Consider the following 26,390-nt stretch of genomic DNA (forward strand, 5'->3'; position numbering starts at 1 on the left):
ATCGGGTTCCCACCGACTCGCCGAGGCGGGGCCGACCCGAGCCGGAGTCGGCCGCCTCGGCGAGGGTCAGACCTTGGCGGGCAGGGTCTTGGGCTTGAATGCGAACCGGGAGGATTCGTAGGCGACGATGTCCTCTTCCTTGGCCAGGGTGAGGCTGATGTCGTCGTGGCCTTCGAGCAGGCGCCAGCGCGTGTAGTCGTCGATCTGGAAGGGCACGGTGACCGAATCGCAGGTCACTGTCTTCTCCTCGAGATCGACGGTGATGGAAGTACCCGGCTGGTTTTCGAGGATCTTCCAGATCAGCTCGATGTCGTGCTGTTCGAGCTGCGCGGCCAGCAGGCCCTCCTTGCCGGAGTTGCCGCGGAAGATGTCGCCGAAGCGCGAGGACAGCACGACCCGGAAGCCGTAGTCCTTGAGCGCCCAGACGGCATGTTCGCGTGAGGACCCGGTGCCGAAGTCGGGGCCGGCCACGAGCACGGAGCCGGCCGAGAAGTCCGGGTCATTGAGGACGAAGTCGTCACTGGTCCGCCACCGGTAGAACAGAGCATCTTCGAAGCCGGTGCGGGTGACCCGCTTGAGGAACTTCGCGGGGATGATCTGGTCGGTGTCGATATTGGATCGGCGCAGAGGAACGCCGACGCCGGTGTGGGTGCTGAAAGCTTCCATGGCTCGTCTTCCTTCTTCAGTCGTTCGCCGAGATCGGGGTCAGGGACAGGCTGAGTCGTTCGTCGGCCCATTCCACGGGTTCGGCGTCCCGCGGCAGGTCGGCGACGTCGCCAGGCGAGGACAGGGTGCCGCGCACCGCGGTGGCCGCAGCCACGAGCGGTGAGACGAGGTGGGTGCGTCCGCCCTTGCCCTGGCGGCCTTCGAAGTTGCGGTTCGATGTCGAGGCGCAGCGTTCGCCTTCGGCGAGCTGGTCGGGGTTCATGCCCAGGCACATCGAGCAGCCGGCGAAGCGCCATTCGCCGCCGAAGTCCTTGAAGATCCTGTCCAGGCCTTCCTCCTCGGCCTGGAGGCGGACCTTCGCCGAGCCGGGCACGACCATGAAGCGGACGTTCTCGGCTTTCTTCCGGCTGCGGACGATCTCGGCAGCGGCCCGCAGGTCCTCGATCCGGGAGTTCGTGCAGGAGCCGAGGAAGACGGTGTCCACGGCGATCTCGCGCAGTGGGGTGCCCGGGGTCAGCCCCATGTAGGCCAGGGCGTTGGCCGCGGCGGTCTTGTCGTTCTCGTCGGTGAAGTCATCGGGGCTGGGCACCGAGGCCGACAGCGGCAGGCCCTGCCCGGGGTTCGTGCCCCAGGTGACGAAGGGTTCGATGTCTTCGGCCTTGAGGACGACCTCGGCGTCGAATTCGGCGCCTTCATCGGTGTAGAGGGTCTTCCAGTATTCGACTGCGGCGTCCCAGTCTTCGCCTTCGGGGGCATGCGGGCGGCCCTTGACGTAGTCGAAGGTCGTCTCGTCGGGGGCGACCATTCCGGCGCGGGCGCCGGCTTCGATCGACATATTGCAGATCGTCATGCGCGCTTCCATCGACAGCTGGCGGATGGCCGAGCCGCGGTATTCGAGGACGTAGCCCTGTCCGCCGCCGGTGCCGATCTTCGCGATGATGGCGAGGATGATGTCCTTGGCGCTCGAGCCTTCGGGCAGGTCACCGTCGACGGTGATCGACATCGTCTTGAACGGTTTGAGACTCAGCGTCTGAGTGGCGAGCACATGCTCGACCTCGGAGGTGCCGATGCCGAAGGCCAGAGCCCCGAAAGCACCGTGGGTGGAGGTGTGCGAGTCGCCGCAGACGACGGTCGTGCCCGGCTGGGTCAAGCCCAGCTGCGGTCCGACCACGTGGACGATGCCCTGGTCGGCGTCGCCGAGGCTGTGCAGGCGGATCCCGAACTCTTCGGCGTTCTTGCGCAGGGTGTTGATCTGCGTGGCCGAGGTGGGTTCGGCGATCGGCTTGTCGATGTCCCAGGTCGGTGTGTTGTGGTCCTCGGTGGCGATCGTGAGGTCGGGGCGGCGCACGGGGCGCCCGGCGAGTCGGAGTCCATCGAAGGCCTGCGGGCTGGTGACCTCGTGGACGAGGTGGAGGTCGATGTAGATAAGGTCCGGCGCACCGTCAACACCAAGTGAGACGACGTGATCGGCCCAGACCTTCTCGGCCAATGTGCGTGGCATGGTTCCTCCCGCCGGTGCAGGGGTTCCCTGCACCCGATGTAGATCTGACGCGACGAGGGTCGGCGCGTCGATGAACTGGGTTGTCTGCACTGGAGTGAGTGCGTAAGGGAAATCTACTCGCCCGTATCGCAATGCGAACTTGCATCTCGCCCACTGAGACGCGCACAATGGTGTCTATGACAAGCAATGGTAGCGGCGTCGGGGTCATCGACAAGGCCGCAATGGTTCTCTCCGCACTTGAGGCCGGACCCGCCTCTCTCGCCGAATTGGTGACGCTGACCGGACTGGCACGCCCCACTGCCCACCGCCTGGCTGTTGCCCTCGAATTCCACCGCATCGTCGGTCGTGACCTGCAGGGGCGCTTCGTCCTCGGTCCGCGCCTGGCCGAGCTGTCCTCGGCCGCCGGCGAGGATCGCCTGCTGGCCGCGGCCGGTCCCGTGCTCGGGCAGCTGCGCGATCAGACCGGTGAGTCCGCCCAGCTCTTCCGCCGTCAGGGCGATCTGCGTCTGTGCGTGGCCGCGGCCGAACGCCCCGTGGGCCTGCGCGACTCCGTGCCGATCGGGGCGACCCTGTCGATGCGCGCCGGTTCCGCCGCCCAGGTGCTGCTGGCCTGGGAGGAGCCCGACCGTCTGCACACCGGGCTGCGCGGGGCCCGGTTCTCCGCGACCATGCTCTCCGGCGTCCGTCGCCGAGGATGGGCGCAGTCGATCGCTGAACGCGAGCGCGGTGTCGCCTCGGTGTCGGCCCCCGTGCGCGGGCCGAGCAATCGCGTGGTCGCGGCCGTCTCGATCTCCGGCCCCGTCGACCGGCTCACCCGGCAGCCGGGTCGCCTGCACGCGAAGTCCGTCATCGACGCCGCGAGGACGCTGACCGAAGCACTCGTGCGCGGCTAGCCACGCTCCCGAAGCCGCACCCGACCGCGGGCCCGGAGGAACTCTCCTCCGGGCCCGCGGTCTGTACTATGGCCCCATGATCGCCGCTCAGAGACGCAACATCATCGTCGACACGATCGAACGCGATGGAGCCGTATCGATCTCCTCGCTCTCGGAGAAGCTCGACACCTCGGCCGTGACCATCCGGCGCGACCTCGACCAGCTCGCCGATGAGGGGCGGCTCATCCGCACGCATGGCGGCGCCGTGCTGGTATCGAGTGCCCGCGAGTCGAGCTATGCGGAGAAGCTCGAACAGGCGCTGGCAGAGAAGACCGCAATCGCCAGGGCCGCGGCGGCGCATGTGCGCAACGGCGACGTCGTGGCACTCGGCCCCGGCACGACGACCGAACTGCTGGCCAAGGAGCTCGTCGGCCGCTCAGGACTGCGAGTCGTGACGAACTCACTCCTCGTCGCCGAGGCCATGGTCTCCTCCCCCGACAACGAGGTCATCGTCGTCGGGGGAATCCTCCGCCACTCCATCCGAGCCTTCGTCGGCGGCGGGACGGTCTCCCAGCTGCTCGGACTGCGCGCCGACACCGTGTTCCTCTCCGGCAATGGGCTGGCCGCGGACTTCGGTCTCTCGACTCCCGCCTTCCCCGTCGCCGACACGGATCGCGCCATGGCTGCCGGCGCCACTCGCGTCATCGCGCTCGTCGATCACACGAAGATCGGCCTGCGTTCCTCTGTGCTCACCGTGCCCACCGACGAGATCGACCACCTCATCACCGACGGCAAGAGCGAGAAGACCCCGCTCGAGGCGCTGCGGTCTGCAGGCGTCGATGTCGAAGTTGCGTGACCTTCCGACCCACTGTCGACGCCTCCGTCGACACCGGCTTCGACACACCCCCGGACAAGCGATCAAAACTGTTCAGGTTCGATCACTAGCGATCAAGCTCACAATCCTCTAAAGTGTCGGTTTGGGTGGCTCAGACCACAGACGACCATTCACCGACGCTGTTGGAGGAACCTTGGAAGCAATCCGCTTGGACGCACAGTGGATCGACTATCTGCTGATTGCGATCTACTTCATCTTCGTCCTCGGAATCGGGTGGTTCGCCAAACGCGGGATCTCCTCGAGCATCGAGTTCCTCCTCTCGGGCCGGAGCCTTCCGGCGTGGGTCACGGCTCTCGCGTTCGTCTCGGCCAACCTCGGTGCCGTGGAGATCATGGGCATGTCGGCCACCGGCGCTCAGTACGGCATGCCGACGATGCACTACTTCTGGATCGGAGCGGTGCCGGCGATGCTCTTCCTCGGCGTCGTCATGATGCCCTTCTACTACGGGTCGAAGGTCAGATCCGTACCGGAGTTCATGCGCAAGCGCTTCGGTCCGGGTGCTCACCTGGTCAATGCGCTGTCGTTCGCGGTCGCGCAGATCCTCATCGCCGGCGTCAACCTCTTCCTGCTCGGCACGATCGTCAACCGTCTGCTCGGGTGGCCGCTGTGGATCGCCCTCGTCGTCGCCGCGGTCATCGTCCTGTCCTACATCACCCTCGGCGGACTGACCGCAGCGATCTACAACGAGGTGCTCCAGTTCTTCGTCATCGTCGCAGCCCTTCTGCCGCTGACGATCATCGGGCTGAACCGGGTCGGCGGCTGGGACGGCCTCGTGGAGAAGGTGAGCAACGACGGCATGCTCGGTGCCGAGCAGCTGAGCAGCTGGCCCGGTGAGCAGCTTTCCGGTTTCGCCAACCCCGTGCTCTCGGTCGTCGGCATCGTCTTCGGTCTCGGCTTCGTCCTCTCCTTCGGCTACTGGACGACGAACTTCGTCGAAGTCCAGCGGGCCATGGCCTCGAAGAGCATCAATGCCGCGCGGATGACACCGATCCTCGGTGCATTCCCGAAGATGCTCATCCCCTTCATCGTCGTCATCCCCGGCATGATCGCCGCCGTCCTCGTCACCCAGCTGTCGAAGTTCAAGGAGATCTCCGCCTCCGTCGGCGAGGCCAGCGCCGCCGCCGAGACGGGAGTGACCTACAACGATGCGCTCCTGCTGCTCATGCGCGAGGTGCTGCCCAACGGCCTGCTGGGCGTCGCGATCGCCGGTCTCCTCGCCGCATTCATGGCCGGAATGGCCGCGAACATCTCCGCGTTCAACACCGTCTTCAGCTACGACCTGTGGCAGCAGTACGTGGTCAAGGACCGCGAGGACGACTACTACCTCAAGGTCGGCCGCTTCGCCACGATCGGCGCCTGCATCGTCGCGATCTTCACCGCGCTCATCGCCGGCAACTTCTCCAACCTCATGGACTACCTGCAGACGCTGTTCGGCTTCTTCAACGCGCCGCTGTTCGCCACGTTCATCCTCGGTATGTTCTGGAAGCGGATGTCCGCAACCGCCGGTTGGGTCGGTCTGGTCGGCGGTACGCTCTCGGCCGTCGCGGTCTTCATCCTCAGCGAGACCGGGGTCTTCGACCTGCCGGGCCAGGGCGCGGCGTTCCTCGCCGCCAGCACGGCCTTCGTCGTCGATATCCTCCTCTCGGTGATCGTCACCTTCCGGACGGCACCGAAGCCTGCCCATGAGCTGCGCGGACTCGTCTACTCCGAGACTCCGAAGGCCGACTTCGAGGACTTCAACGAGCCGAAGCCGCCGGTGTGGAAGCGTCCGGTCCCGGTGGCCGGAGCCGCGCTCGTCCTCGTCATCATCCTCAACGTGACCTTCGGGTGAAGGAGCCAGTGAATCCAATGAGCAATTCGAACGAACTGACCAAGACCGCGGGCGCCTTCGACATCCGCAATTTCATCGGCGTGCTGCTGGGGATCTTCGGGATCGTCCTCACGATCGCCGGCATCGTCGACTTCACTCCCGATGAGGCGGAGCGGACGGGAGGCATCGACGCGAACCTGTGGACCGGAATCGGCCTCATCATCGCGGCCGCACTCTTCCTCGCCTGGGCCAAGGTGCGACCGATCCGGATCGTCGAGACCACCGATGACGTCACCGGCACCGAGGCGGCCCCGGACAACGACTGACACCGGTGTGCGGGGCCCGGCGCCGGTTCACTCGAACCGGCCGGCTCCTCGTCCCGCGCTGACGGCGAAGATGTCCGGTGCCCGGTATCCGAGTTCGGCGAAGGCCGCGGTCACGGCCTGCCCGACAGCGTCGACTTCAGCAGCGTCGATGAGCGCAATCGCCGATCCGCCGAAACCGCCGCCGATCATCCGCGCACCGATCGCCCCGGCTCCCAGCGCCGCCGTCACGGCGGCATCGAGCTCGACGCATGAGACCTCGTAGTCATGGGCCAGGGACTCGTGAGAAGCCACCAGCAGATCGCCGATCGCCTGGACGCGAGCGTCATGGTCGGCGCCTGTCGACGATCTGCTGTCTGTGAGGAGTTCGACGGTGGCGCGGACGCGAGCGTTCTCGGCGAGGACGTGGCGCACCCGCTTGCGCTGCTCCTCGGTGAAACCGGTGAGGTCGACATCGTCGGCGAGTTCCCGCAGGCTCTCGACGCCACAGAGTGCGGCGACGTCCTCGCAGGTCTTCCTCCGGGCCCCGTATCCGCTTTCGCTGTGCGAGTGGGAGACGTGGGTGTCGATGACGAGCAGTCTGAGCCCTTCGGCGTCGAGGTCGAAGGGGATCTGGCGGGCGCTGAGGTCGCGGCAGTCGAGGAACAGCGCATGTCCGGCCTCGGTCATGATCGACGCGGCCTGGTCGACGATTCCTGTCGGCGCGCCGACGAAGTCGTTCTCGGCCCGCTGGGTCAGCAGCACCTTCTCCCGGTCGTCGAGCCCGAGCCCAAAGACCTCGTCGAGGGCGATGAGCACCGCCACTTCGAGGGCGTGCGATGACGACAGTCCCGCACCGACGGGGACGGTCGATTCGATGTAGAGGTCGACTCCGCCGACCATCGTGCCGGTCGTCTTGGCGATCTCGTCGACGACGCCGGCCGGGTGGCTGAGCCAGCCGGGCAGCGTTCCGGGGGTCAGCTCTGCAGCCGTGAACTGTCCGCTGACGCGTTCGCCCGATTCGTCGCGGTGGTCGGAGATGATGCGAATGCTCTCCCCGCACCGAGGCGGCTGCGCACTTCCTCTGCCCGTGTCGTTCGAGTGGTTTCGCCCGAGTGCGCCGTCGTCGGCTTCTTCGGTGTTGTGCGCCGGACGCCGTCCGATGGCCACGTACACGGCCCTGTCGATGGCGATGGGCAGCACGAAGCCGTTGTTGTAGTCCGTGTGCTCGCCGATGAAGTTCACGCGTCCGGGCGCGCGGTAGCAGCCGAGCGGCGCATATCCGAAGAGGGTCTCGAACTCCGTCGAAAGGCTCTCGGGGGTCGGTGCTGCTGCGCTGCTCATCGGCTTCTGCCTTCGTTCGAGTCGTCGACCGTGCCGGTCGCATCGGTGTCCGCACTCGGCACGGCACGCAGCCGTGCCGCGGTCTCTTCGGCCGAGACGTCGCCGACGAAGGCCCCCATGGCCGCTTCGGAGCCGGCGAGGAACTTGAGTTTGGCTTCGGCTCTCCGCGGGCTCGTGATCTCGAGGTGGAGCCATTCGGCGTCGCGATCGTCGCTGTTGACCGGCGCCTGATGCCAGGCCGCGATATAGGGGGTGGACGTCGGATAGAGGCCGTCGATGCGCCGCAGCACTTCGGGATAGGTTCGAGCCAGATCGTCGCGTTCGACCTCATCGAGTTCGTCGAGGCTGCCCACCTGCCGGTGAGGGACGATATGGACTTCGATCGGCCAGCGGGCGGCGAAGGGCACGAAAGCGGAGAAGTGTTCGGATTCGAGGACCATCCGCTCCCCCGACTCGCGTTCGAAGGCCAGCACGTCTCCCATCAGCGCCCGGCCGCTCGCCCGCAGATGCTGCCGTGCCCGGGCCGAGGTGATCGCCGTGTGCGGAGTGACATACGGGTAAGCATAGATCTGACCGTGCGGGTGGTTCATCGTCACCCCGATCTCCTCGCCCCGGTTCTCGAACATGAAGACCTGCTCGATGCCCGGCAGGGCCGACAGTTCGGCTGTCCGATGCGCCCAGGCGTCGATGACGGTGCGAGCGCGGGCGGTGCCGAGCTCGGCGAAGGACCGGTTGTGTTCGGAGGAGAACACGACGACTTCACAGCGGCCGTACCCGGGAGCCGACAGTGCGGCTCTCACGGATTCGGCGGTGGCTGCGTCGGCCCCGGTGGCGGTGTCACCGGAACTGAGTGCTGCCTCGGCGAGGGCCTCGTCGACGGTCGTCACGGGCGGGACCTCGCCGAGGTCGGGTCCCAGCGAGGGGAATCGGTTCTCGAAGACGACGACGTCGAAGTCCTCGGCCGGGACTTCGGTGGGCCGAGCGGTCGTCGACGGGCACAGCGGGCAGTCGGCGGCGGCGGGCAGGTGAGTGCGCGACTGTCGGTGCGTGGCCACGGCCACCCATTCGCCGGTGAGCACATCGAAGCGCAGGGCGCCGCTGGCCGGCCGGGATTCGTCGGGACGGGGGTCCGCGGCGATCGTCGGTGCTGGTGAGTCGGGGTCCTGGAAGAACAGGACCTCACGACCATCGGACAGATTCGTCCGGCGATGCGACGCTGGCATCAGACCTCCCAAAAGTTATCATTTTCGATCATAATGCTAACATCCGCCCGCTGCGGCGACGGCGGACGGCGTAGAATATCGGCAACGAATCCTCCCACCGCCATCGCCGACTCCGGAGACCTATGACCACCAGCATCGAACTCGTCTGCAGCGAGTCCACGGCAGTCGTCTCCCCCATCGGTGCGGCCCTGCTCAGCTTCACCGTCGGCGATCGCCCGATCGTGGTGCCGATGGCGGCCTTCGACGGTGCCGTGCTCGCGCCGTGGCCGAACCGGATCGCCGGTGGGCGCTTCGATTTCGACGGGCGAAATCATCAGCTTCCGATCACCGAGCCCGGCAACGATACCGCTCTGCATGGCCTCGTCGCCGACGTCGAGTGGACGGTGACGCAGCGTTGCGAGTCCACCGTCAGCCTCGACTACGCATTGGAGCCTGCGGAGGGTTACCCGTTCGCCTTCGCACTCCGCATCGTCTACGAGCTCGCCGAGGAGGGGCTGAGCGTCCGCGCCCGTGCCCTCAACACAGGGTCGGATCGGGCTCCGTTCGGTTTCGGTTTCCACCCGTGGATCTCTCCCGGCTCGCACTCCCCCGGCGGCCCCGGCTCGCACTCTTCCGGCGGCCGGGGCTCGGGCTCCCCCGGCGACAGGGGCTCGGGCTCCTCTGGCGGCGCAGTCGACGACGCCCAGCTGGTCGTTCCCGCCACGACCTGGCTCGAGACCGATGACCGGCTCATCCCGACCGACGTCCGTCCTTTCGACGACGGCACGGTGATCCCGGCCGACCATGTGGCCGATGAGTCAGCGTGCATCGTGTGCAAGGACTTCCGGGCGCTGCGCACGATCGGTGACACGGTGCTCGATGATGCCTTCGGTTCGCCTCGGCGCGGGGACGATGCATGGTCACGCGCCCGGCTCAAGGGCGCCGACGATCGTGAGGTCATCATCGGGATGGACCCTGGTTTCCGCACCTGGCAGGTGTGCACCGGTGATGGACTCGGCGCGGATCTGGCCCGGCGGGCGATCGCGATCGAGCCGATGACCTGTCCGCCGAACGCATTCGCCGCCGGAATTCCAGGCGAGGACTTCGACATCGTCGCACCCGGAGACGAGCTCGCCGTCGAGTGGAGCATCGGCCTGCGGCCCCGCGCGGGATCCTCGTCGGCGAGTGCGGACTCCGCTCCGGAGGATGCCGTCTGAATCGTCGTTTCTCCTGTCTCTGTCAACATGACGGACGACGTTCCCTCTGAAAGGGTGCCCTGATAGGTTGCGACTACAGGCAGATAGCCAGGGAGTGCAATCCGGACGGACCGCTCTCCATTCGCGAAAGGGACGAACATGTCGACTCCTCAGAATCCGAACGACCCGAACACCGGCCAGCCGAACCCGAACGACCCCAACAGCGGTCAGCCCAATCCGAATGAACCGCTTCCCGAGGGGCAGCCCACCCCCAATGAACAGCTTTCCGAGAGCCAGGGCGCAGGCGCCGGCGATCAGGGACAGGGCCAGGGCCAGGCCCAACAGGCCGCCTACCAGCAGGGAACGTATGATCCCAACGCCTACCAGTCTCCGTCGTACCAGCAGGGCTCCTACTCACAGCCCGGCGCCTATCAGCAGGGCGCGGGCCAGCAGCAGGCCTACGACCAGCAGGCGTATGGTCAGCCGGTCTACGGTCAGCCCGCGTACGGGCAGGCCCCACAGCAGGCACCCGCCCAGGCAGGATTCTTCAAGTCGCTGTTCGACATCCGCTTCGACAACTTCATTGCGGTGAAGTGGGCGGGCTTCATCTACATCATCGCGATGATCGTCGCCGCGCTTTCGTACCTCGGCACCATCGTCGCCGGCATCAGCGCGGGAGTCGTCGCCGGTACGACGGCGAGCTACTTCAACGACGGCCCGAGCTTCAACGTCCTGCCGCTGATCCTCTCGATCGTCTTCGGCTGGATCATTCCGGCGCTGTGGGTCATCGGCGTGCGTCTCGTGCTCGAGCTCATCGTGTCGAACATCAAGACGGCCGAGAACACGAAGAAGATCGCCGACTCCGTCTCCCGCTGAGTCCGCCGCCGCAGCTCGGGCAGATCGCCGCCCCGGGGGAGGCCGGCGATCCTGCCGAGCTCAGGCCCCGTGAATTAGAGTGAGCCCCGCACCGAAACTTCGATGCGGGGCTCAACCGTACCCCCGAGCAGATTCGAACTGCCGTTACCGCCTTGAGAGGGCGGCGTCCTAGGCCACTAGACGACGGGGGCTCAGAACAACTCACCTGGAGACTCCTCCGGATGATGTCCGCTGGGCTACCAGGACTTGAACCTAGACTAAATGAACCAGAATCACTCGTGCTGCCAATTACACCATAGCCCAATGTTTTTCAAGGTCATCCCCGTGGGGATTTTCCCTGAGCAACGAGATATAACTCTACACAAGCACCCCGCCTCACGACAAATTTCCGGGGCTCCTTTTCAGTGTGAGCTTCTTAACACGCCGGCCTCACCCGCGGGCGAGCCCGATGAGCCGGTCGAGGACTCGGTAGCCGTCGGCTCGCAGCCCGTTGTGCTCGTACTCGTTCGTCACCCACGCCTGCACCCCGGAAAGGTGCTCGGCAGTGGCCAGCGAGTGCTCCACGGGCACGTAGGCGTCCTCGTAGTACACCGCCGCAGCACCGCGGACCTCGGCGGCCCGCAGCGCATCGACGTCGTAGAGCCTCGGCCACTGACGAACGGCAACGAGGTCGGCCACCTCGGCGAACGGCGCGAGCTCGGGATCCTCGTGGAGGGATTCGGGCCCGGCATGTTCGCCGGCCAGCAGAGTGGGATCCTCGGCGACGGCGTCGGGCATCGCCCGTCGCGCGGCCCAGTTCGTCACCGTGCCGTCGGCCCAACACGATTCGTGGATGACCGCGTAGAGCGGGTTGCGTCCCGAGAACGGCAGGGACGCGGCCAGATCGTGCCGGAACGCCGCCGAGGCGGGATCGAGGTCGAGCAGATAGTGCAGCTTCTCCGGTCCGTCGGAGGCTCCGAGGAAGTGCCCGAGCAGACGGATCCGCTCGGGCGTCGCGCGTGCTCCTCCGGGCAGGGCGATGCCCTCGCCGGCCGACGCGAGATCAACCAGACGACGCATCTTCTCCCGGTCGCCGGGGAAGGTCCGATAGTGCTGCTCAGACTTGCCGATCATGCCTTCCCACGTCCGCCCGTACACGGCGGCCGGGTCGAGGCCGATCGCCGGCAGACCGCCCGTGAAGTACACCTCGTCGAGCGAAGACGCGTGCGCTGAGACGTACCGCAGGGTGGTGAAACCCCCGAAGGACTGGCCGAGCAGCGACCAGGATTCCACGCCGAGGTGGCCGCGCAGGACCTCTGCATCCTCGACGATCGAGTCGGCTCGGAAGTACGAGAGCGCCTCGGCGATCGCGGCCGGGTCATCGCCGACGGACTCCAACCCGGTGATCGTCCCGTCGACCGAGCCGATCGGGTTCGAGCGGCCGGTCCCCCGCTGATCGAGCATGACGACCTGGAATTCCTCGAGCGCCCGGGCCACCCAGCTGCCGGGGCTCACCGGTGTCACCGGCCGCGGGGCCTCGACGCCGGGTCCGCCCTGCAGAAAGACGAGATAGGGCTTGGTGCTCGCCGGCTCGGTCGCGATGATCCGTGCGAACACGGTCAGCGTCTGCGGCAGGTTGACCGGCGCCGAGGTCATCCCGCCCGAGGTGGCACCCGCCGAGGCGGCCGTCCCCGGTGCATCGCCCGACCGTCCGAAATGGTCGAAGGGCGCGTCGATGACGATATCGGAGAAGTGCAGTCCCCCGCGGGCCCAGTTCGTCTGTTCGACCATGGTCACAGCTGTGCGGCCAGCGCCTTGAGGCGGGTGAGCGAGGAGTCCTTGCCGAGGATCTCCATCGACTCGAACAGCGGCGGGGAGACCTTGCGGCCGGACACGGCCACGCGCAGCGGACCGTAGGCCAGGCGCGGCTTGATCTCCATCTCATCGACGAGCTTCGCCGAGAGCACTTCCTCGAGCTTCTCCGTCGTCCATTCCTCGAGTCCTTCGAGGACCGAGAGCGAAGCGGCGAGCACTTCGGGAGCAGAGTCTTTGAGCGTCTTCAGCCCGTCTTCGGCCATGACGAGATCCGCGTCGGGTGTGAAGAGGAACGCAAGCAGGTCCGGGGCTTCGCCGAGCAGCTTCATCCGGGTCTGCACGAGAGGTGCCGCCTGGTCGAGGATCGCCAGCTGAGCATCCGTCGGCGTCTCCGGCAGCACCTCGGCGGCCTGAAGGTAGGGCACCAGTCGATCACGGAAGTCATCCGTCTCGAGCATGCGGATGTGGTCGGCGTTGATGGCGGTGGCCTTCTTCACGTCGAAGCGGGCCGGGTTGGGCAGGACATCGTGGATGTCGAAGGCTTCGGTGAATTCCTTGACGCTGAAGATGTCGCGGTCGGGCCCGATCGACCAGCCGAGCAGCGCGAGGTAGTTGATGAGGCCCTCGGGGATGAAGCCGTTGTCGCGGTGGAGGAACAGGTTCGATTCCGGGTCGCGTTTGGACAGCTTCTTGTTGCCTTCGCCCATGACGTAGGGCAGGTGGCCGAACTCGGGGGTCGCCTCGGCGATTCCGATCGCTTTGAGATGTTCGTAGAGCGCGATCTGGCGCGGGGTCGAGGACAGGATGTCCTCACCGCGGAGCACATGAGTGACGCCCATGAGTGCATCGTCGACGGGGTTGACCAGGGTGTACAGCGGCTGCCCGGTGGCGCGGACGACGACGAAGTCGGGCACGGTGCCGGCTTTGAAGGTGATTTCACCGCGGACGAGGTCGGTGAAGGTGATGTCTTCATCGGGCATGCGCACGCGCCACACCGGCTCGCGGCCTTCGGCGCGGAAGGCGTCCTTCTGCTCGTCGGTCAGGTCCCGGTCGAAGCCGTCGTAGCCGAGCTTCGGGTCACGCCCGGCGGCTCTGTGCCGGGCTTCGACCTCTTCGTTCGTCGAGTAGGACTCGTAGATGTGGCCGCCGGCCTTAAGCTTGGCGATGACATCGGCGTAGATCTCACCGCGCTGCGATTGACGGTAGGGTCCGTTGACGCCGCCGACCTCGATGCCTTCGTCCCAGTCCAGGCCCAGCCATTTGAGGGCCTCGACGACCTGGCCGAAGCTCTCCTCAGAGTCACGGGCGGAGTCGGTGTCCTCGATGCGGAAGACGAATTTGCCGCCGGTGTGCTTGGCGTAAGCCCAGTTGAACAGGGCTGTGCGGACCATGCCGACGTGCGGAGTGCCGGTGGGTGATGGGCAGAAACGAACTGTGACGCTCACGATTGTCCTTTGCGTGTTCTTCTCGGGTGTGAGTCGGTGGTGTGTGAGTCGGTGCGCGGTGGCGCGGTTCAGGCGTCCATGACGGGGTTCGACAGGACGCCGAGTCCCTCGATGGCGATGTCGACGCGGTTGCCGGACACGATCTGGCCGACTCCGGCCGGTGTTCCGGTGAGGATGACATCGCCGGGCAGCAGGGTGATCGTCTCCGACAGGTGTTCGATGAGAGTCGGGATGTCGAAGATGAAGTCGGCGGTCGTGCCGTCCTGCTTCTTGTCTCCATCGACCCAGGAGCGGATGTTCAGATCGTCGATGTCGAGTGCGGTTTCGATCCACGGGCCCAGCGGGCAGGAGGTGTCGAAGCCCTTCGCTCGCGACCACTGCTTGTCGGCCTTCTGGACGTCGCGCAGGGTGACGTCGTTGCCGGCCGTGTAGCCGAGGACGTGGTCGAGGGCGTTCTCGGCCTTCACACCCTTGGCGACGCGGCCGATGATGACCGCGAGTTCGGCCTCATAGGAGACGTATTCGCTGACGGCCGGCAGACGGATGGGGTCGCCGGGACCGATGACCGCGGTGTTGGGTTTGAAGAAGGTCAGCGGTGATACGGGTACTTCGTTGCCGAGTTCGGCGGCGTGGTCGGCGAAGTTGCGGCCGACGCCGATGACCTTCGAGCGCGGCAGGATGGGGCTGACCAGACGCACATCGTCGAGCTTCAGCCTCTCCCCCGTCGATTGGGCCGGTGAGAAGAACGGGTCCGAGTCGAGGACGGCGAGTTCGAGTCCCGAGGTGTCCCAGCTGCCGTCGGTGATCGGCGGCACGTCTCCCTCGACGACTCCGTATTTGGGTTCGTCCTGATGCACAAATCTGGCGATACGCATGTGCCCCAGTCTAGTCAGTGACGGGCCGCTTCCGCGCACGGGTCGTTGCCGGTCCGTGAGCCGGTGGGCCCGGATGCGTCCGGATGACTGGTCGGCTCCCGTGCAGGAGCGCCGCGGAGCCGCGTGCGCGGGTGGGGCTGAGTGCGCGGGTGGGGCCGCCCGGCTGAGAGACTGGTGCCATGCCCGATCCGTCCGCCCCGCACACCTTCGATCTCGCCCGCATCGGTGCGGGCCTGCCCGCAGCCGCGCTCATCGGCGAGCTCCACCTCGCCGAGGCGGCCGGTGCCCCGCGATTGGTCGTCGAGGCTCCTCCCGGCACCGGTAAGACCACCGTGGTGCCGCCGATGATTGCCGAGCACCTGGCCCTGACGGCCGGTGCGGCCACTGCTGGCGGTGCGGCCGCTGCCAGCGGTGCAGACGCCGCACCGGGGCGCATCATCGTCACCCAGCCGCGGCGGATGGCTGCCCGCGCGGCGGCCAGGCGACTGGCCGCATTGACGGGAACCCGCCTCGGCGAGGTGGTGGGGTTCACGGTCCGCGGTGATTCGCGGACCTCAGCGCGCACACGCATCGAGTTCGTCACCACCGGTGTGCTCATGGCCAGGATGCTGCGGGATCCGGAGCTGGCCGGGGTGTCGGGGGTGATCCTCGACGAGGTGCACGAGCGGCAGTTGGACACCGATCTGATGTTCGCGATGTGTCGGGAGCTGGTGGATCTGCGCGAGGACCTGTCCGTGATCGTCATGTCGGCGACTCTCGATGCCCGACTGTGGGCTGCACGCCTCGGTGAGGGTCCGCAGTCGCCGGCGACGCTGCTGTCGGTGGCCGCGGACGTCCATCCCCTGGAGATCCGGTGGGCGCCGGCGAAAGAGCGGCCCCTCGACGCCAGGGGTGTGACCCGAGCTTTCCTGGATCATCTGGCGGCGACGACGCTGCGGGCGCTCGCAGAGAACGGGTCCGGTGATGTGCTCGTCTTCGCACCCGGTGCCCGTGAGGTCGACGAAGTGGCTGTGCGGGTGCGGCGGCGTTTGGAGTCAGCTTCGTCCGAATCTGCGTCGTCCGGGACGGAACCCGCCGCGCCGGTCGAAGTGCACACGCTCACCGGCCGGACGCCGGCGAAGGACCAGGACGCGATCCTCCGCCCTCATGAGTCGCAGTCTCCCCGTCGCGTCATCGTCTCGACCTCGGTCGCCGAATCGGCGCTGACGGTTCCGGGTGTGCGGATCGTCGTCGATTCCGGGCTCGCACGCGGGCCGCGATTGGATACACGTCGGCGCATGTCCGGCCTGGTGACGATGCGCGAGTCGAAGGCCTCGGGCACTCAGCGTTCCGGTCGCGCCGCGAGACAGGGGCCCGGTGTGGCCTATCGCTGCCTGTCCGAGGCCGATTGGGCGAGCCTGCCCGAGCACACTCCTCCCGAGGTCGTGACCTCAGACCTCACCGCAGCGGTCTTGGCCCTGGCGGTGTGGGGTGGGGATGAGACGCTGCTGCCCGAACCGCTGCCGGCCGGACCGAAAAGGCAGGCGATCGACAACCTCGTGGCGATCGGCGCTGTCGATGTCAGTGACGCGACGGACGGGCCAGACGGTGCACCCGACCTCCCGATCTCCGGGCTCCACGTCACCGAGACCGGGCGGGCGATCGCGGCGATTCCCGCCTCGGTGTGGTCGGCACGCGGCCTCCTCGACGGCACGGCGCTGCTCACCCCCGCGCTCGCAGCTGAGGCGACCGCCGTCATCGAATCCGACCAGCGCGCTCCCGGAGCCGACCTCTCAGCACTGCTGCGACAGCTGCGCAGCAGCAGCAAGGATTCCCGCTTCGTCCAGGACCGGAAACGCTTCACCGGCATGGCCCGGCAGTTCGGCGACGGCGGACCCGAAGCGCCCGACGACGCCGCGCTCGACAGACTCGGCCGCCTCGGCACGGACGATCTCGGGCTCATCACCGCTCTGTCCTTCCCGCCGCAGATCGCCCGGCTGCGCAGCGGTTCGGACTCCGACTATCTGCTGGCGTCGGGAACCGCGGCGAACCTGCCGCGGGATTCCTCCCTGCAGGGCAGTCCGTGGCTGGCCATCGCCGAGGTGGGGCTGGCCGGTTCGCGGGCGATCATCCGCTCCGCGGTGCCCATCGACCAGGACACTGCCGAACTCGCCGGTGCCGGCCTGCTCCGCACGGAGGAGACAGCGAGCTTCGAGGGCGGCAAGGTGCGGGCGGTCCGGCGCAGCCGCCTCGGCGGGATCGAGCTCTCGGCCACCCCGATTCAGGCCGGTCCCGAACTCGCCCGCCGGGCCATCGCCGAATCCGTGCGTGAGCGTGGGGCGCGGGAGGTGCTGCGCCCCTCGGAGGCCTTCGAAGCGCTGCGGGCCAGACTCGGGATGCTGCGGCTGGTGTTCGGCGAGCCGTGGCCCGAGGTCAGCTGGCAGCACCTCACGGACACGCTTGACCACTGGTGCCCCGAAGCTCTCGACCGGGTTGCGAAGGGTGCCGACCCTGCGCGGGTCGACCTCGTCTCCGCGCTGCGCACGCTGCTGCCGTGGCCGGAGGCGGCCCGCCTCGAGGAGTTGGTGCCGAGCCGCCTCGAGGTGCCCAGCGGATCCCGGGTTCGGCTGGACTACCCGGATCCCGATCTCGTCGATCCGGAACAGATCCCCGGCCCCGTGCTCGCAGTCAAGCTCCAAGAGTGCTTCGGGTGGAGCGAGATCCCCCGCATCTGCGACGGCAGGGTCGCCGTCACCGCGCACCTGCTCTCCCCCGCCCGACGCCCCTTGGCGGTCACCAGCGATCTCGCGTCATTTTGGGCCAATGCGTATGCCCAGGTCAGGGCCGAGAACAGGGGCGCATACCCGAAGCACCCGTGGCCCGCGGACCCGTTGAGCGCTCCAGCGGCGAAAGGCACGAAACGCTCCGGACGCTGAACCGCAGGCGAATCCGATCTCGCCCACTGTCGGCATCGCCGCCGTCGAATCTGCATCCGCCTCGCGGTCTGGGACAATGGACCGGTGACTTCCGCACTCTCGTCGACTCCGTCCGCGACCGAGCGCGCCGACTCCGCGTCGGGCAACCTCGGTGAGGGTGTCGTGCCTGCCGCGATCTGGCGGCCGCTGCGCGATGCGCACGCTGCCGGGATCGCCGAGCGCACCGATGCGCACATCGAGCGGCGGATGCGGCAGGAGTCCCACCCGGTCGAGGATTTCCTCTTCACCTACTATCCGTTCAAGGTCGGGCAGCTGAAGAAGTGGCATCCCGGTCCGGGAGTCCGCGTCGAGCTCGCCGAGGCGGCCGATCATCGGTATTTCGACCGTCGTTGGTATCGCATCGATGAGGACCGGAATTTCGCCGAGGTCGACCTCGGGTCCTGGCGCACAGACCGCGGGGACGGGGCGAAGTTCATCGCCTCTCTGCTGTCGTCGACACTCCATCGGGAAGCGAATTTCGGGTGTTTCGGCATCCATGAGTGGGCGATGGTCTACCGTCTGACCGACGAGCAGCGCCGGCATCAGCAGGTGCCGCTGCGGCTGAGCCCGGCCGAGACCGATACTGTCGTCGAAAGTCACCGCATCCAGTGTTCGCATCATGATGCGTTCCGCTTCTTCACCGAGCCCGCGAGGCCGCTCAACACTCTGCAGCCGCGCCGGGAGGGCATGATCGCCGATGAGCAGCCCGGCTGCCTGCATGCCGGCATGGATCTGTACAAATGGGCGATGAAGATCTCGCCGATCGCTGATTCCGGTCTCGTCGTCGACTGCTTCGATCTCGCGCTCGACATCCGCACGCTCGACATGGAGGCCTCCCCCTATGACCTGCGCGGATGGGGGTACGGTGTCGTCGCCATCGAGACCGCTGCCGGCAAGGCCGAGTACATGCGCCGACAGAAGGAGTTCTCGGCCCGGGCGCAGGCTCTGCGGGCACGGATGCTCGAGGCTCTGGCGGCCGCCGACATCCACCCGCGCTGACGTCCGCCAGAACGCGGACGCGATGATTCCGGGCCGAACGTGCCGTCTACGATCAGCAGTATGCGCGCCATCGTCTTCGATCAGTTCTCCGTCCGCCCTCAGCTGCGCGACATCGCTGCTCCGACCGCGCCCGCTGCGGGCGTGGTCATCGACGTCGAAGCCACGGGGGTCTGCCGCAGCGATCATCATGCCTGGTCGGGCCACGATGCGACGATCGATCTGCCTCATGTTCCCGGACATGAGCTGGTCGGTCGGATCGCCTCGGTGGGGGTCGGCGTGGAGGAATTCCGCACCGGTCAGCGCGTGACCGTGCCGTTCGTCTGCGGCTGCGGGACCTGCCGCTGGTGCCTCTCCGGCAATGCACAGGTCTGCCCCGAGCAGACGCAGCCGGGCTTCACGCATTTCGGCTCATGGGCTGATCAGGTCGTCATCCACCATGCCGATGCGAACCTCGTGGCCGTGCCGGAGGAACTCCCGGCCGCGGCTGTCGTCGGTCTCGGCTGCCGCTTTGCCACGGCTTTCCACGGGCTGCGGGCACGCGCACAGCTGAGCGCCGGGGAGACGGTGGCCGTGTTCGGCTGCGGCGGAGTCGGACTGTCGGCGATCATGATCGCCCGGGCTCTCGGCGCGCAGGTCGTGGCGATCGACATCGCCGAGGCGAGCCTTGAGTCCGCGCGGACCCTCGGTGCCGGCAGGACCGTCAACGCCTCCGGGCTGAGTCCGGACGAGCTGAGCGCCGAGGTGGTCGCGCAGTTCAGCGACGACTGCCCCGATGGAGTGGATGTGACCGTCGATGCGCTGGGTCGGGCCGATACGATCCGGGCGGCGATCGGGGCGTTGGCACCCCTGGGCCGGCATGTGCAGATCGGTCTGCTGCCCGAAGAGCCGGTCATCGATGTGCCGCGGGTGATCGCGCTCGAGCTCAGTGTGCTCGGTTCGCACGGAATGGCCGCCGCCGACTACCCCGGACTCGTCGAACTCGTCGTCGCGGGTCGGCTGCGCCCGCAGGAGCTCGTCACGAAGGTCATCGGTCTCGATGAAGCACCCGAGGCGATGGAGGCGATGAGCGTCCCCGCGGTGACGGCGGGGATGACGATCATCGACCTGGGTCGGTGACGGGCCGACCGTGAGCCGGCCGCCGCGGGTCGGTGCCTCGGAGTCTCAGGCCATGACGGCGAGGACGACCGAGTTTTCCTGACCGGCCCAACGTCCCAGCAGCAGGCCGCCTTCCGAGCCTTCGCCGGGCGAATCGAGGTTGAGCTGGTAGAGCATCTCAACGTCGCCGGCGCCGGGCAGCGGTCCCGTCCCGAAGGCATGGGCCACCTCGGTGATCTCGTCTCCGCGGTTGCCGGCTTCGTCCACGCGGTACTGCTTGGCCGAGGTTCCGGCTGTCGCGATGGCGTCGTCGAGGCGCTGGCGGAACACGGGATCGCCCATGCCCGCGTACACCCAGCGTTTCCCGAGCACCGAGTGCTCCATGGTCGCGACCAGATGCTCATCGGCACCCTTCAGCGGTTCCCCGCGGTAGCTCAGCGGAACCTGGAGGTGCCGGTCACCGCTGCGGACGATGTGGACCTCGAGCCCGACCTCGCCGGCGGGGTCATCGAAGCGGTAGGACGTGACCTGTTCCAGCGGGTTCGCCGCGAGGTCGAGTTCGCTCGCCCACTTCTGCGCGGCAACCCAGTCGGTGACGACCTCGAGCTTGCCGGGATTGAGCTGGGCTGCGTAGATATCGGCCATGACGGTTCCTCCTGGTCTCTGGTTCAGGCCTTGCGTGTGCCGGGGATCCATTCCCCGTCGACGACCTCGTAGTCGGCGAAGACTGCGGGGGCCTCTTCCCGCATCACCTCACCGATCTTGTTGAACACGAGGCGGATCTCCTCTTCGGCGCCCTTGGCGGTGCGCATCTCGATGACGTGGCGCAGGGAGCGCAGGTTCGCGGTGTAGACGATGCCGGTGGCCAGGCCCTCCGGGGCGAAGCGGCGCATGAACGAAGTCATGTGCTTCTTGTGGGAGAACTTCGTGCTCGACTCATCGAGTTCGAAGTGCTCGGCCATCCACTTCTGGTGCTCTTCGAGCGTGTCGAGGACCTTGAGGCTGCGTTCCATGAGTTCGGGATCTTCACGGGCCCATTCGGGGAACCAGAACGGGATGTCGGACAGGCGCACATAGCGCAGGGATTCCTGTGAGAATGCGGAGCCCGCGCGGTGGCGGATGAGCTCGTGGGTGAGCACCCGGGAGACGTTGTGGAGGACGAAGGAGAAGTTCGCGTGTTCGAGCACGGAACCGTGCTGGGACCTCACGACATTGCCGATGTACTGCGCGGAATCGGTGCGCACGCGAGAGACGTTCGGGTTCAGCCCCGGCTCCCACGAGCGGTAGCACATACGACCGGAGAACTCGAGGAGATCCTCGGCGTCGGGAGATTCCGCGTCCTCGACCCGATCCGCCCAGGACGTGCCGCCGACTTCGTCGAGGTAGGTCCGCATCGCTTCCCAATCGATGCTGGGCTTGGCGAGCAGTTCAACGGACGGTTCGACCTGGCGCATGGCTCTCCTCGTGAAGGGGATGTGGTTGACTCCCAATCCTACAGACCACCGGGGCCGATGCGGTCATTCGTCCGTCCCGAAGTTCTCCTCGGTTCGCTCGTGCTCAGCGACGGCCGCGACCTGTCCGTGTTCGTCGAGGATTCGGATCCCGCCGTGTTCATCGACGCTGTAGGCTTTCGCCTCCGGAGCTTCAACCAGCACCGAGGTGGCTCTGCCGTCTTCGAACACGACCGCGGCGTGATCGTCGATGGCGATCCCGGGGCTGGGAAGTCGGCCCTGTTCGATCCAGCGGATGAAGGATTCCTCCCGTCCGGGTTCGCCGTGGAAGTGAGGGCAGGCGCTTCCCGGGAGGAAGCCGAGCCCGTCATCGAGCGGGGCCAAAGGACCGAATGAGTCGGTCGAGGAGGCGGCGAACCAGCAGTTCGCTCCCGCGCTGATCCCGGCGAGGATCGTCCCGCCGTCGGCGGCTAGTGCCATCGCCTCATCGACTCCGTGCCGACGCCACAGGCTGAGGAGGTTCGCCGTCGAACCGCCGCCGACATAGACGAGGTCCATGTCGCCGAGCATGTCCGGGGCTCGGTAGTCCCAGGGACTCTGGCCGAACAGGGAGAGCACGTGGGTGTGCGCCCTCCCGGCGAACGCGGCTTCGAAGCGTTCGATGTAGTCGCTGCTGTCGCCCGACGCCGTGGGGACGAAGCACACATGCGGTCGTGGATCGTCGGCGCGTCGGTCTCCGACACCTGCAGCCTGAGCCATCCGCAGGAGTGCGTCATCGATGGCCGACTCCCCTGTCTCCGACATGGAGAACCCGCCTCCGCCGAGGGCGACGATCGTGCCGCGGAATGTCGGGCGATCGGCGAGGTTCGGCTCGCCTGCGGTCGCCTCGCCAGCCACGGTCGACTGGCCTGCGGTCGCCTCGCCGGCCACGGTCATCTGCTCGTCCAGGATCGCCTGCTCGGCCTCACGGGACTCGGTGCGTCCACTTTTCGGTGCCGAACTTCTCGTCGACGAGCTCCTGCGCTCGCTGCAGCTCCGCCTCGGTGTAGGTGCCGTAGGTGGCCCCGTACCGGGTCGCGAAGGTGTCAGCCATGACGTCGATGATGTCCTTGCGTGCCTCACCGGTCTGGCTGCGCAGCGGATCGACGCGCTTCTTCGCACTCGCTACGCCCTTGTCGGAGATCTTCGCCTCGCCGATGCGCAGGACTTCGACCATCTTGTCGGCATCGATGTCGTAGCTCATCGTGGCGTGGTGGAGCAGGGTGCCGTCGCGCATGCGCTTCTGCGCGGCGCCGCCGATCTTGCCGCCGGTCGAGGAGATGTCGTTGATCGGCTTGTAGAAGGCTTCGACGCCGAGAGTCTTCAGCGCAGCGAGCACCCATTGGTCGAGGAAGACGTAGGACTCCTCGAAGTCGAGGCCGGCGACGAGGGCGGGCGGGACGAACATCGAGTAGGTGATGCAGTTCCCGCCCTCCATGAACATGGCACCTCCGCCGGAGATCCGACGGACAACCTGCACTTCGTGCTTCTCCGCCCCTTCGGGCCGCAGCTCGTTGACGTAGGACTGGAAGGCACCGATGACGGTCGCGGTGTCCTCCCATTCCCAGAACCGCAGGGTCGGCTTGCGGCGGCCGGCAGCGACCTCTTCGAGCAGCACCTGGTCGAGAGCGACGTTGAGCTGGGTCGGCAGCACTTCACCGCGGATGACCTGCCAGTCGAAGTCGGTGAAGTTCGCGGCCGAGCCGAGGGCCCGGCGCACGACCGTGGCGATATCGGCGGTGGAGAACCCGTGCATCGCCAGCTCCGAACCGTAGCCGGCGAGCGCCTCGTCGAGGCGGCCGCGCAGTGCCGCATTATCGGCGCTGACGCTGGCGCCGACGAGTGCCGGGGCGAGGTCGAAGTAGGCTTCTTCGGGTTCGAGGAAGAAATCGCCGGAGATCTTCACCTCGGTGATGGTCTTGCCGTCGGTCACCACATCGGCGACGACGAGTTTGCCGCCGATGACCTTGTATTCGCCGTGGAAGTGCTGTGTCTCGTTCGTCATCTCTCCAACCTACTCCCCTGTCAGGGCGTTCCACAGGAAGCGGTAGCTCAATGCTCTGGTGAACGCTGTCTGCTCATTGTCCGACGCCGCCGAGTGGCCGCCTTCGGTGTCCTCGAAGAACCACACGTCATCGATTCCTGCCGCCTGCATTCGGGCCGCCATCTTCCGGGCCTGGACCGGTCCGACTCGGTCGTCGGACGTGGCGGTCCAGAACAGGACCGGTGGGTAGTCACGGTTGTCTTCGATGAGGTGGTAGGGCGAGAAGCTCTTGATGAACTCCCAATCCTCAGCCACGTCCGGGTCGCCGTATTCGGCCTTCCACGAATATCCTGCGCTGAGCTTCGTGTATCGCCGCATATCCAGCAGGGGTACACCGCAGGACACGGCGCCGAAGAGATCCGGGTACTGGGTGAGCATGTTTCCCACCAGCAGTCCGCCATTGGATCCGCCCGCGCAGCCCAGGCGGCGCGGGCTCGTCACTCCGCGGTCGATGAGGTCACGGGCCACGGCGGAGTGGTCCTCATAGCAGCGCATGCGGTTCTCCCGCATCGCCGAGGTGTGCCATTCGGGTCCGTATTCGCCTCCCCCGCGGATGTTCGCCAGCACGTAGACGCCTCGGCGACCGAGCGAATCGGTGCGGGTCTGTCGGCCGAGCCAGCCGATGCCCACGACCGGAGAGTATCCGGGTGTCCGGCTGACTTCGAAGCCTCCGTAGCCGTCGAGGAGTGTGGGGTTGTTCCCGTCGAGTTCGAGGTCTGAAGCCGCGATCTGGAAGTACGGGATCGTCGTTCCGTCGGCGCTGGTGGCGAAGTGCTGCTCGACGCTGAGCCCCTCGGTCGGGAACAGCGCCGGTGCCGTTTTGATCACCTCGGCGATGGGCGTGCGGGTGGCACCGTCCTCCGAGGTCGAGGTTGCGGGAGTCTCACCCAGCGTTCCGTAGGACAGGGTCGAAGGCGTGAGGAATCCGGTGCTGACCATCCAATAGTCGTTGGCTGTGGCGGGGTCGAACTTGTCGACGGCGCTGAGGCCGACCATGTGGTTGGCGGGGACGCCGGGCAGGGTGGACTCGGCGAAGTCGTTGCCGAGGTCGAACACGGTGAGTTTCGACTGCACATCGGCCAGCAGCTCGAGGACGAGGTAGTCGCGGGTGAAGGTGAACGACTGGAGCGAAGTGTGGGCATCGGGGGTGAAGATCACACGCGGAGTGACTTCGCCCTGCTTGACCGCGCTGATGTCGGCGACGGCGAGTCCGCCGGCGGGCACCTCGGTGGTGGCGGCGTTCCAGTTCGACTGGGGGCGGAAGAGGACGAGGTCGCGTTCGAAACCGACCTCGACATCGGTGGGCACGTCGACCGCGGTGAGTGCTTCGGTCCACTCCGCGGGGTCGGTGGTGAGCGTGCTGTCGGTATCTGCGGTGTCACCGGCGACGCGGATGTCGTCGAGGTCGAGGAAGCTCAGCTGCGAGTTGAAGAAGTCGATGGCATCGACGATGACGGCTCGGTCCGTCGTCTCCGCTCCTGGTCGCACGTCGCTGCCGACGAAGATGGCGACGTGGTCGCGAGGCACCTCGGCGATGATCGGGGCCTCGGATACGGCCTGTCCGCGTTTGAGCACTCGAGCTTGGCGGGGGTAGGACGAAGTCGTCAGCGAGTCGGCGTCGGTTTCGGTGGCGACGAGCACGGTGTCGTCATCGAGCCAGGCCAGTCGAGTCTTCGCGGCGGGAATGTCGAATCCTCCGTCGACGAAGGTTCGGTCGTCGAGGTCGAATTCGCGGACCCTGTGCGAGTCGCCCCCGTCCGGAGACAGGAGGATGAGGGCGCGGCGGTGGTCGCTGCGGCGGACCATGGCACCGGACCAGACCCAGGATGTGTCTTCCCGGGCGGCCAGTTCGTCGACGTCGAGAAGCACGTCCCAGTCCGGCTCCGCGGTGCGGTAGCTGTCCCAGGTGGTGCGTCGCCACACACCTTTCGGGTTCTTCTTGTCTCGCCAGAAGTTGAAGAAGTGGTCGCCGCGTTTGGTGACCATCGGAATGCGGTCGTCGGAGTCCAGGGCGGTGCGCAGATCACCGGCGATCGAGTCGAAGAGAGGGTCGTGGAAACGCTCAAGCGTTTTCGCGTTCTGTTCTTTGACCCAGGCGATCTGCTCGTCACCGTAGATGTCTTCGAGCCAGAGGTTTTCGTCTTCAGGCGTTTCAGCACTCGTCGTCGGGGCTGTCGCTGTGGTGGGGTCATCTTCACGCATGTCCCCATCCTAGTGATCACGGCTGACGTGGACACTTCGCCGGTCCGCGACGCTGCCGAGGGCTGTCAGCTCGGTGCCGGCCGGAACATCACCAGGCCGGGGTGCCCGTTGGGCGCTTCGGGGCCGTGCCCGAGCTCGGTGAACCCAAGGCTCTCGTAGAGACGGCGGGCCGGGCTGTCGATGTCGTCGGTCTGCAGCCAGCACCCGTATCCGGCGACGGCGTTCAGCCACGCTTCGAGAGTCCGTCGGCCGATCCCCTGATCGCGGCGTCGCGGGTCCCGTGCGAGCAGGTTGAGTGCGAACGTCGATTCGAGTTCGGTGCAGCGTTCGCCGAGGCTGCTCTGCAGTTCGAATGCCCACGGATACTTCTGTTCTTCCCAGTTCCAGTAATGCCCGTAGGCGAAAGCGCTCAAACGTCCGTCGGTCTGGGATCGGGCCAGCGCCATCACCACTTGTCCTCTGCGGACCGATACATCGTAGACGTCGGCGAACAGCGTGGCGTATTTGGGATCTTCGCTGAGCGGTGGTTCCGCGGCTGCAGCACCGTAGATCGCTTCGACCTCTCCCCGTGGAGGAAGCACGCCGGACACGCCCGGACCTGAGGGCACGCCCTGCCACCCCGGGCCCAGCCCCGACAGGCGTCCCCACACGACTTCGATCATGGGAGCGACGGACTGTTCGCCGGACACCGGTTGTCCATTGCCGTCGTTCATGGCCATCACCCTAGTGCAGTGCCACAACGATCGGTTGAACTTCCGGTGACCATCTGCCGTTTCAAGTCCAATGACCGGCCGTTCTTCGGGCCGAACGTCCACCCGTTGCTTCAGC

At 66.8% G+C, this 26,390-nt stretch carries 22 protein-coding genes and 2 tRNA genes; 9 read left to right on the plus strand and 15 right to left on the minus strand.

The window, feature by feature from the left end:
- Positions 1-66: 66 nt before the first annotated feature.
- Together leuD and leuC are read right to left on the minus strand one after the other, a co-directional pair.
- The gene (leuD, locus tag ACPUD7_RS00820; RefSeq protein WP_135539506.1) at positions 67-666 is read right to left on the minus strand and encodes a 3-isopropylmalate dehydratase small subunit; all 600 of its coding nucleotides are present in this window, start codon (positions 664-666) and stop codon (positions 67-69) included.
- Positions 667-682: 16 nt separating this feature from the next.
- The gene (gene leuC / locus ACPUD7_RS00825; RefSeq protein WP_425118821.1) at positions 683-2,167 is read right to left on the minus strand and encodes a 3-isopropylmalate dehydratase large subunit; all 1,485 of its coding nucleotides are present in this window, start codon (positions 2,165-2,167) and stop codon (positions 683-685) included.
- A 176-nt stretch (positions 2,168-2,343) separates the two neighbouring features.
- Here leuC and ACPUD7_RS00830 point away from each other — a divergent pair, with 176 nt between their 5' ends.
- The 4 genes from ACPUD7_RS00830 (at position 2,344) to ACPUD7_RS00845 (ending at position 6,070) form a co-directional block, all read left to right on the plus strand.
- Complete coding sequence (locus tag ACPUD7_RS00830) at positions 2,344-3,060, plus strand: IclR family transcriptional regulator (protein ID WP_166972796.1); 717 nt, start codon at positions 2,344-2,346, stop codon at positions 3,058-3,060.
- Between the two features lie 76 nt (positions 3,061-3,136).
- The gene (locus ACPUD7_RS00835) at positions 3,137-3,895 is read left to right on the plus strand and encodes a DeoR/GlpR family DNA-binding transcription regulator (protein WP_135539512.1); all 759 of its coding nucleotides are present in this window, start codon (positions 3,137-3,139) and stop codon (positions 3,893-3,895) included.
- 172 nt (positions 3,896-4,067) lie between these two features.
- Complete coding sequence (locus ACPUD7_RS00840; protein WP_135539514.1) at positions 4,068-5,765, plus strand: sodium:solute symporter family protein; 1,698 nt, start codon at positions 4,068-4,070, stop codon at positions 5,763-5,765.
- A gap of 17 nt (positions 5,766-5,782) precedes the next feature.
- Positions 5,783-6,070 (plus strand): hypothetical protein, encoded by a 288-nt coding sequence (locus ACPUD7_RS00845; RefSeq protein ID WP_135539515.1) that lies wholly within the window; start codon positions 5,783-5,785, stop codon positions 6,068-6,070.
- A 27-nt stretch (positions 6,071-6,097) separates the two neighbouring features.
- Here ACPUD7_RS00845 and galK read toward each other — a convergent pair whose 3' ends face one another.
- Both galK and galT read right to left on the minus strand, forming a co-directional pair.
- Positions 6,098-7,390 carry a galactokinase gene (galK, locus tag ACPUD7_RS00850; protein WP_135539517.1) on the minus strand — a complete coding sequence of 431 codons (1,293 nt, stop codon included), beginning with the start codon at positions 7,388-7,390 and terminating at the stop codon, positions 6,098-6,100.
- Positions 7,387-8,613, minus strand: coding sequence for a galactose-1-phosphate uridylyltransferase (gene galT, locus ACPUD7_RS00855; RefSeq protein ID WP_135539519.1), 1,227 nt, complete (start codon positions 8,611-8,613; stop codon positions 7,387-7,389). Before galT ends, galK begins: the two co-directional genes overlap by 4 nt.
- Positions 8,614-8,735: 122 nt before the next feature.
- Here galT and ACPUD7_RS00860 point away from each other — a divergent pair, with 122 nt between their 5' ends.
- Both ACPUD7_RS00860 and ACPUD7_RS00865 read left to right on the plus strand, forming a co-directional pair.
- Positions 8,736-9,809: an aldose 1-epimerase family protein gene (locus ACPUD7_RS00860; protein ID WP_135539521.1), complete on the plus strand. Its 1,074-nt coding sequence runs from the start codon at positions 8,736-8,738 to the stop codon at positions 9,807-9,809.
- Between the two features lie 138 nt (positions 9,810-9,947).
- The gene (locus tag ACPUD7_RS00865; protein WP_135539523.1) at positions 9,948-10,664 is read left to right on the plus strand and encodes a DUF4282 domain-containing protein; all 717 of its coding nucleotides are present in this window, start codon (positions 9,948-9,950) and stop codon (positions 10,662-10,664) included.
- Between the two features lie 118 nt (positions 10,665-10,782).
- Here ACPUD7_RS00865 and ACPUD7_RS00870 read toward each other — a convergent pair.
- From ACPUD7_RS00870 to ACPUD7_RS00890, 5 genes are all read right to left on the minus strand, one after another.
- A tRNA-Glu gene (locus tag ACPUD7_RS00870) sits at positions 10,783-10,855 on the minus strand.
- A gap of 40 nt (positions 10,856-10,895) precedes the next feature.
- Positions 10,896-10,967 (minus strand) — tRNA-Gln (locus ACPUD7_RS00875).
- Between the two features lie 126 nt (positions 10,968-11,093).
- The gene (locus tag ACPUD7_RS00880; protein ID WP_135539525.1) at positions 11,094-12,434 is read right to left on the minus strand and encodes an alpha/beta fold hydrolase; all 1,341 of its coding nucleotides are present in this window, start codon (positions 12,432-12,434) and stop codon (positions 11,094-11,096) included.
- Positions 12,435-12,436: 2 nt separating this feature from the next.
- Complete coding sequence (gene gltX, locus ACPUD7_RS00885) at positions 12,437-13,849, minus strand: glutamate--tRNA ligase (RefSeq protein ID WP_240689777.1); 1,413 nt, start codon at positions 13,847-13,849, stop codon at positions 12,437-12,439.
- 122 nt (positions 13,850-13,971) lie between these two features.
- Positions 13,972-14,778, minus strand: coding sequence for a fumarylacetoacetate hydrolase family protein (locus ACPUD7_RS00890; RefSeq protein WP_135539529.1), 807 nt, complete (start codon positions 14,776-14,778; stop codon positions 13,972-13,974).
- Between the two features lie 179 nt (positions 14,779-14,957).
- Here ACPUD7_RS00890 and hrpB point away from each other — a divergent pair, with 179 nt between their 5' ends.
- The 3 genes from hrpB to ACPUD7_RS00905 all read left to right on the plus strand — a co-directional run bounded on the left by hrpB (position 14,958) and on the right by ACPUD7_RS00905 (position 19,847).
- Entirely contained in the window at positions 14,958-17,693 is a 2,736-nt protein-coding gene (gene hrpB, locus ACPUD7_RS00895) for an ATP-dependent helicase HrpB (RefSeq protein WP_135539531.1), read from the plus strand.
- A gap of 84 nt (positions 17,694-17,777) precedes the next feature.
- Complete coding sequence (locus tag ACPUD7_RS00900; RefSeq protein ID WP_346763084.1) at positions 17,778-18,731, plus strand: 3-methyladenine DNA glycosylase; 954 nt, start codon at positions 17,778-17,780, stop codon at positions 18,729-18,731.
- 60 nt (positions 18,732-18,791) lie between these two features.
- The gene (locus ACPUD7_RS00905; protein WP_135539533.1) at positions 18,792-19,847 is read left to right on the plus strand and encodes a zinc-binding dehydrogenase; all 1,056 of its coding nucleotides are present in this window, start codon (positions 18,792-18,794) and stop codon (positions 19,845-19,847) included.
- 45 nt (positions 19,848-19,892) lie between these two features.
- Here ACPUD7_RS00905 and ACPUD7_RS00910 read toward each other — a convergent pair whose 3' ends face one another.
- From ACPUD7_RS00910 to ACPUD7_RS00935, 6 genes are all read right to left on the minus strand, one after another.
- A complete protein-coding gene (locus tag ACPUD7_RS00910; protein ID WP_135539535.1) occupies positions 19,893-20,471 on the minus strand; it encodes a CG0192-related protein in 579 nt (192 codons plus the stop codon).
- A gap of 23 nt (positions 20,472-20,494) precedes the next feature.
- On the minus strand, positions 20,495-21,280 hold the full coding sequence (gene thyX, locus ACPUD7_RS00915; RefSeq protein ID WP_135539536.1) for an FAD-dependent thymidylate synthase: 786 nt from the start codon (positions 21,278-21,280) through the stop codon (positions 20,495-20,497).
- 63 nt (positions 21,281-21,343) lie between these two features.
- On the minus strand, positions 21,344-22,213 hold the full coding sequence (locus ACPUD7_RS00920) for a peptidase E (RefSeq protein WP_135539538.1): 870 nt from the start codon (positions 22,211-22,213) through the stop codon (positions 21,344-21,346).
- A 28-nt stretch (positions 22,214-22,241) separates the two neighbouring features.
- Positions 22,242-23,321, minus strand: a complete 1,080-nt coding sequence (locus ACPUD7_RS00925) for a lipoate--protein ligase family protein (protein WP_135539540.1) — start codon at positions 23,319-23,321, stop codon at positions 22,242-22,244.
- Between the two features lie 9 nt (positions 23,322-23,330).
- Complete coding sequence (locus ACPUD7_RS00930) at positions 23,331-25,562, minus strand: prolyl oligopeptidase family serine peptidase (RefSeq protein WP_135539542.1); 2,232 nt, start codon at positions 25,560-25,562, stop codon at positions 23,331-23,333.
- 65 nt (positions 25,563-25,627) lie between these two features.
- A complete protein-coding gene (locus ACPUD7_RS00935; protein ID WP_135539693.1) occupies positions 25,628-26,275 on the minus strand; it encodes a GNAT family N-acetyltransferase in 648 nt (215 codons plus the stop codon).
- Positions 26,276-26,390 lie beyond the last annotated feature (115 nt).

Origin of the sequence: Brevibacterium sp. FAM 24630 (genome assembly GCF_049804075.1) — a bacterium.
Lineage (GTDB): Bacteria > Actinomycetota > Actinomycetes > Actinomycetales > Brevibacteriaceae > Brevibacterium.

What these genes read in the sequence shown, in the direction of transcription:
- leuD (WP_135539506.1), bottom strand. Translation starts at nt 666, where the DNA reads ATGGAAGCTTTCAGCACCCACACCGGCGTCGGCGTTCCTCTGCGCCGA.
- leuC (WP_425118821.1), bottom strand. Translation starts at nt 2,167, where the DNA reads ATGCCACGCACATTGGCCGAGAAGGTCTGGGCCGATCACGTCGTCTCA.
- ACPUD7_RS00830 (WP_166972796.1), top strand. Translation starts at nt 2,344, where the DNA reads ATGACAAGCAATGGTAGCGGCGTCGGGGTCATCGACAAGGCCGCAATG.
- ACPUD7_RS00835 (WP_135539512.1), top strand. Translation starts at nt 3,137, where the DNA reads ATGATCGCCGCTCAGAGACGCAACATCATCGTCGACACGATCGAACGC.
- ACPUD7_RS00845 (WP_135539515.1), top strand. Translation starts at nt 5,783, where the DNA reads ATGAGCAATTCGAACGAACTGACCAAGACCGCGGGCGCCTTCGACATC.
- galK (WP_135539517.1), bottom strand. Translation starts at nt 7,390, where the DNA reads ATGAGCAGCGCAGCAGCACCGACCCCCGAGAGCCTTTCGACGGAGTTC.
- galT (WP_135539519.1), bottom strand. Translation starts at nt 8,613, where the DNA reads ATGCCAGCGTCGCATCGCCGGACGAATCTGTCCGATGGTCGTGAGGTC.
- ACPUD7_RS00860 (WP_135539521.1), top strand. Translation starts at nt 8,736, where the DNA reads ATGACCACCAGCATCGAACTCGTCTGCAGCGAGTCCACGGCAGTCGTC.
- ACPUD7_RS00865 (WP_135539523.1), top strand. Translation starts at nt 9,948, where the DNA reads ATGTCGACTCCTCAGAATCCGAACGACCCGAACACCGGCCAGCCGAAC.
- ACPUD7_RS00880 (WP_135539525.1), bottom strand. Translation starts at nt 12,434, where the DNA reads ATGGTCGAACAGACGAACTGGGCCCGCGGGGGACTGCACTTCTCCGAT.
- gltX (WP_240689777.1), bottom strand. Translation starts at nt 13,849, where the DNA reads ATGGTCCGCACAGCCCTGTTCAACTGGGCTTACGCCAAGCACACCGGC.
- ACPUD7_RS00890 (WP_135539529.1), bottom strand. Translation starts at nt 14,778, where the DNA reads ATGCGTATCGCCAGATTTGTGCATCAGGACGAACCCAAATACGGAGTC.
- hrpB (WP_135539531.1), top strand. Translation starts at nt 14,958, where the DNA reads ATGCCCGATCCGTCCGCCCCGCACACCTTCGATCTCGCCCGCATCGGT.
- ACPUD7_RS00905 (WP_135539533.1), top strand. Translation starts at nt 18,792, where the DNA reads ATGCGCGCCATCGTCTTCGATCAGTTCTCCGTCCGCCCTCAGCTGCGC.
- ACPUD7_RS00910 (WP_135539535.1), bottom strand. Translation starts at nt 20,471, where the DNA reads ATGGCCGATATCTACGCAGCCCAGCTCAATCCCGGCAAGCTCGAGGTC.
- thyX (WP_135539536.1), bottom strand. Translation starts at nt 21,280, where the DNA reads ATGCGCCAGGTCGAACCGTCCGTTGAACTGCTCGCCAAGCCCAGCATC.
- ACPUD7_RS00920 (WP_135539538.1), bottom strand. Translation starts at nt 22,213, where the DNA reads ATGACCGTGGCCGGCGAGGCGACCGCAGGCCAGTCGACCGTGGCTGGC.
- ACPUD7_RS00925 (WP_135539540.1), bottom strand. Translation starts at nt 23,321, where the DNA reads ATGACGAACGAGACACAGCACTTCCACGGCGAATACAAGGTCATCGGC.
- ACPUD7_RS00930 (WP_135539542.1), bottom strand. Translation starts at nt 25,562, where the DNA reads ATGCGTGAAGATGACCCCACCACAGCGACAGCCCCGACGACGAGTGCT.
- ACPUD7_RS00935 (WP_135539693.1), bottom strand. Translation starts at nt 26,275, where the DNA reads ATGAACGACGGCAATGGACAACCGGTGTCCGGCGAACAGTCCGTCGCT.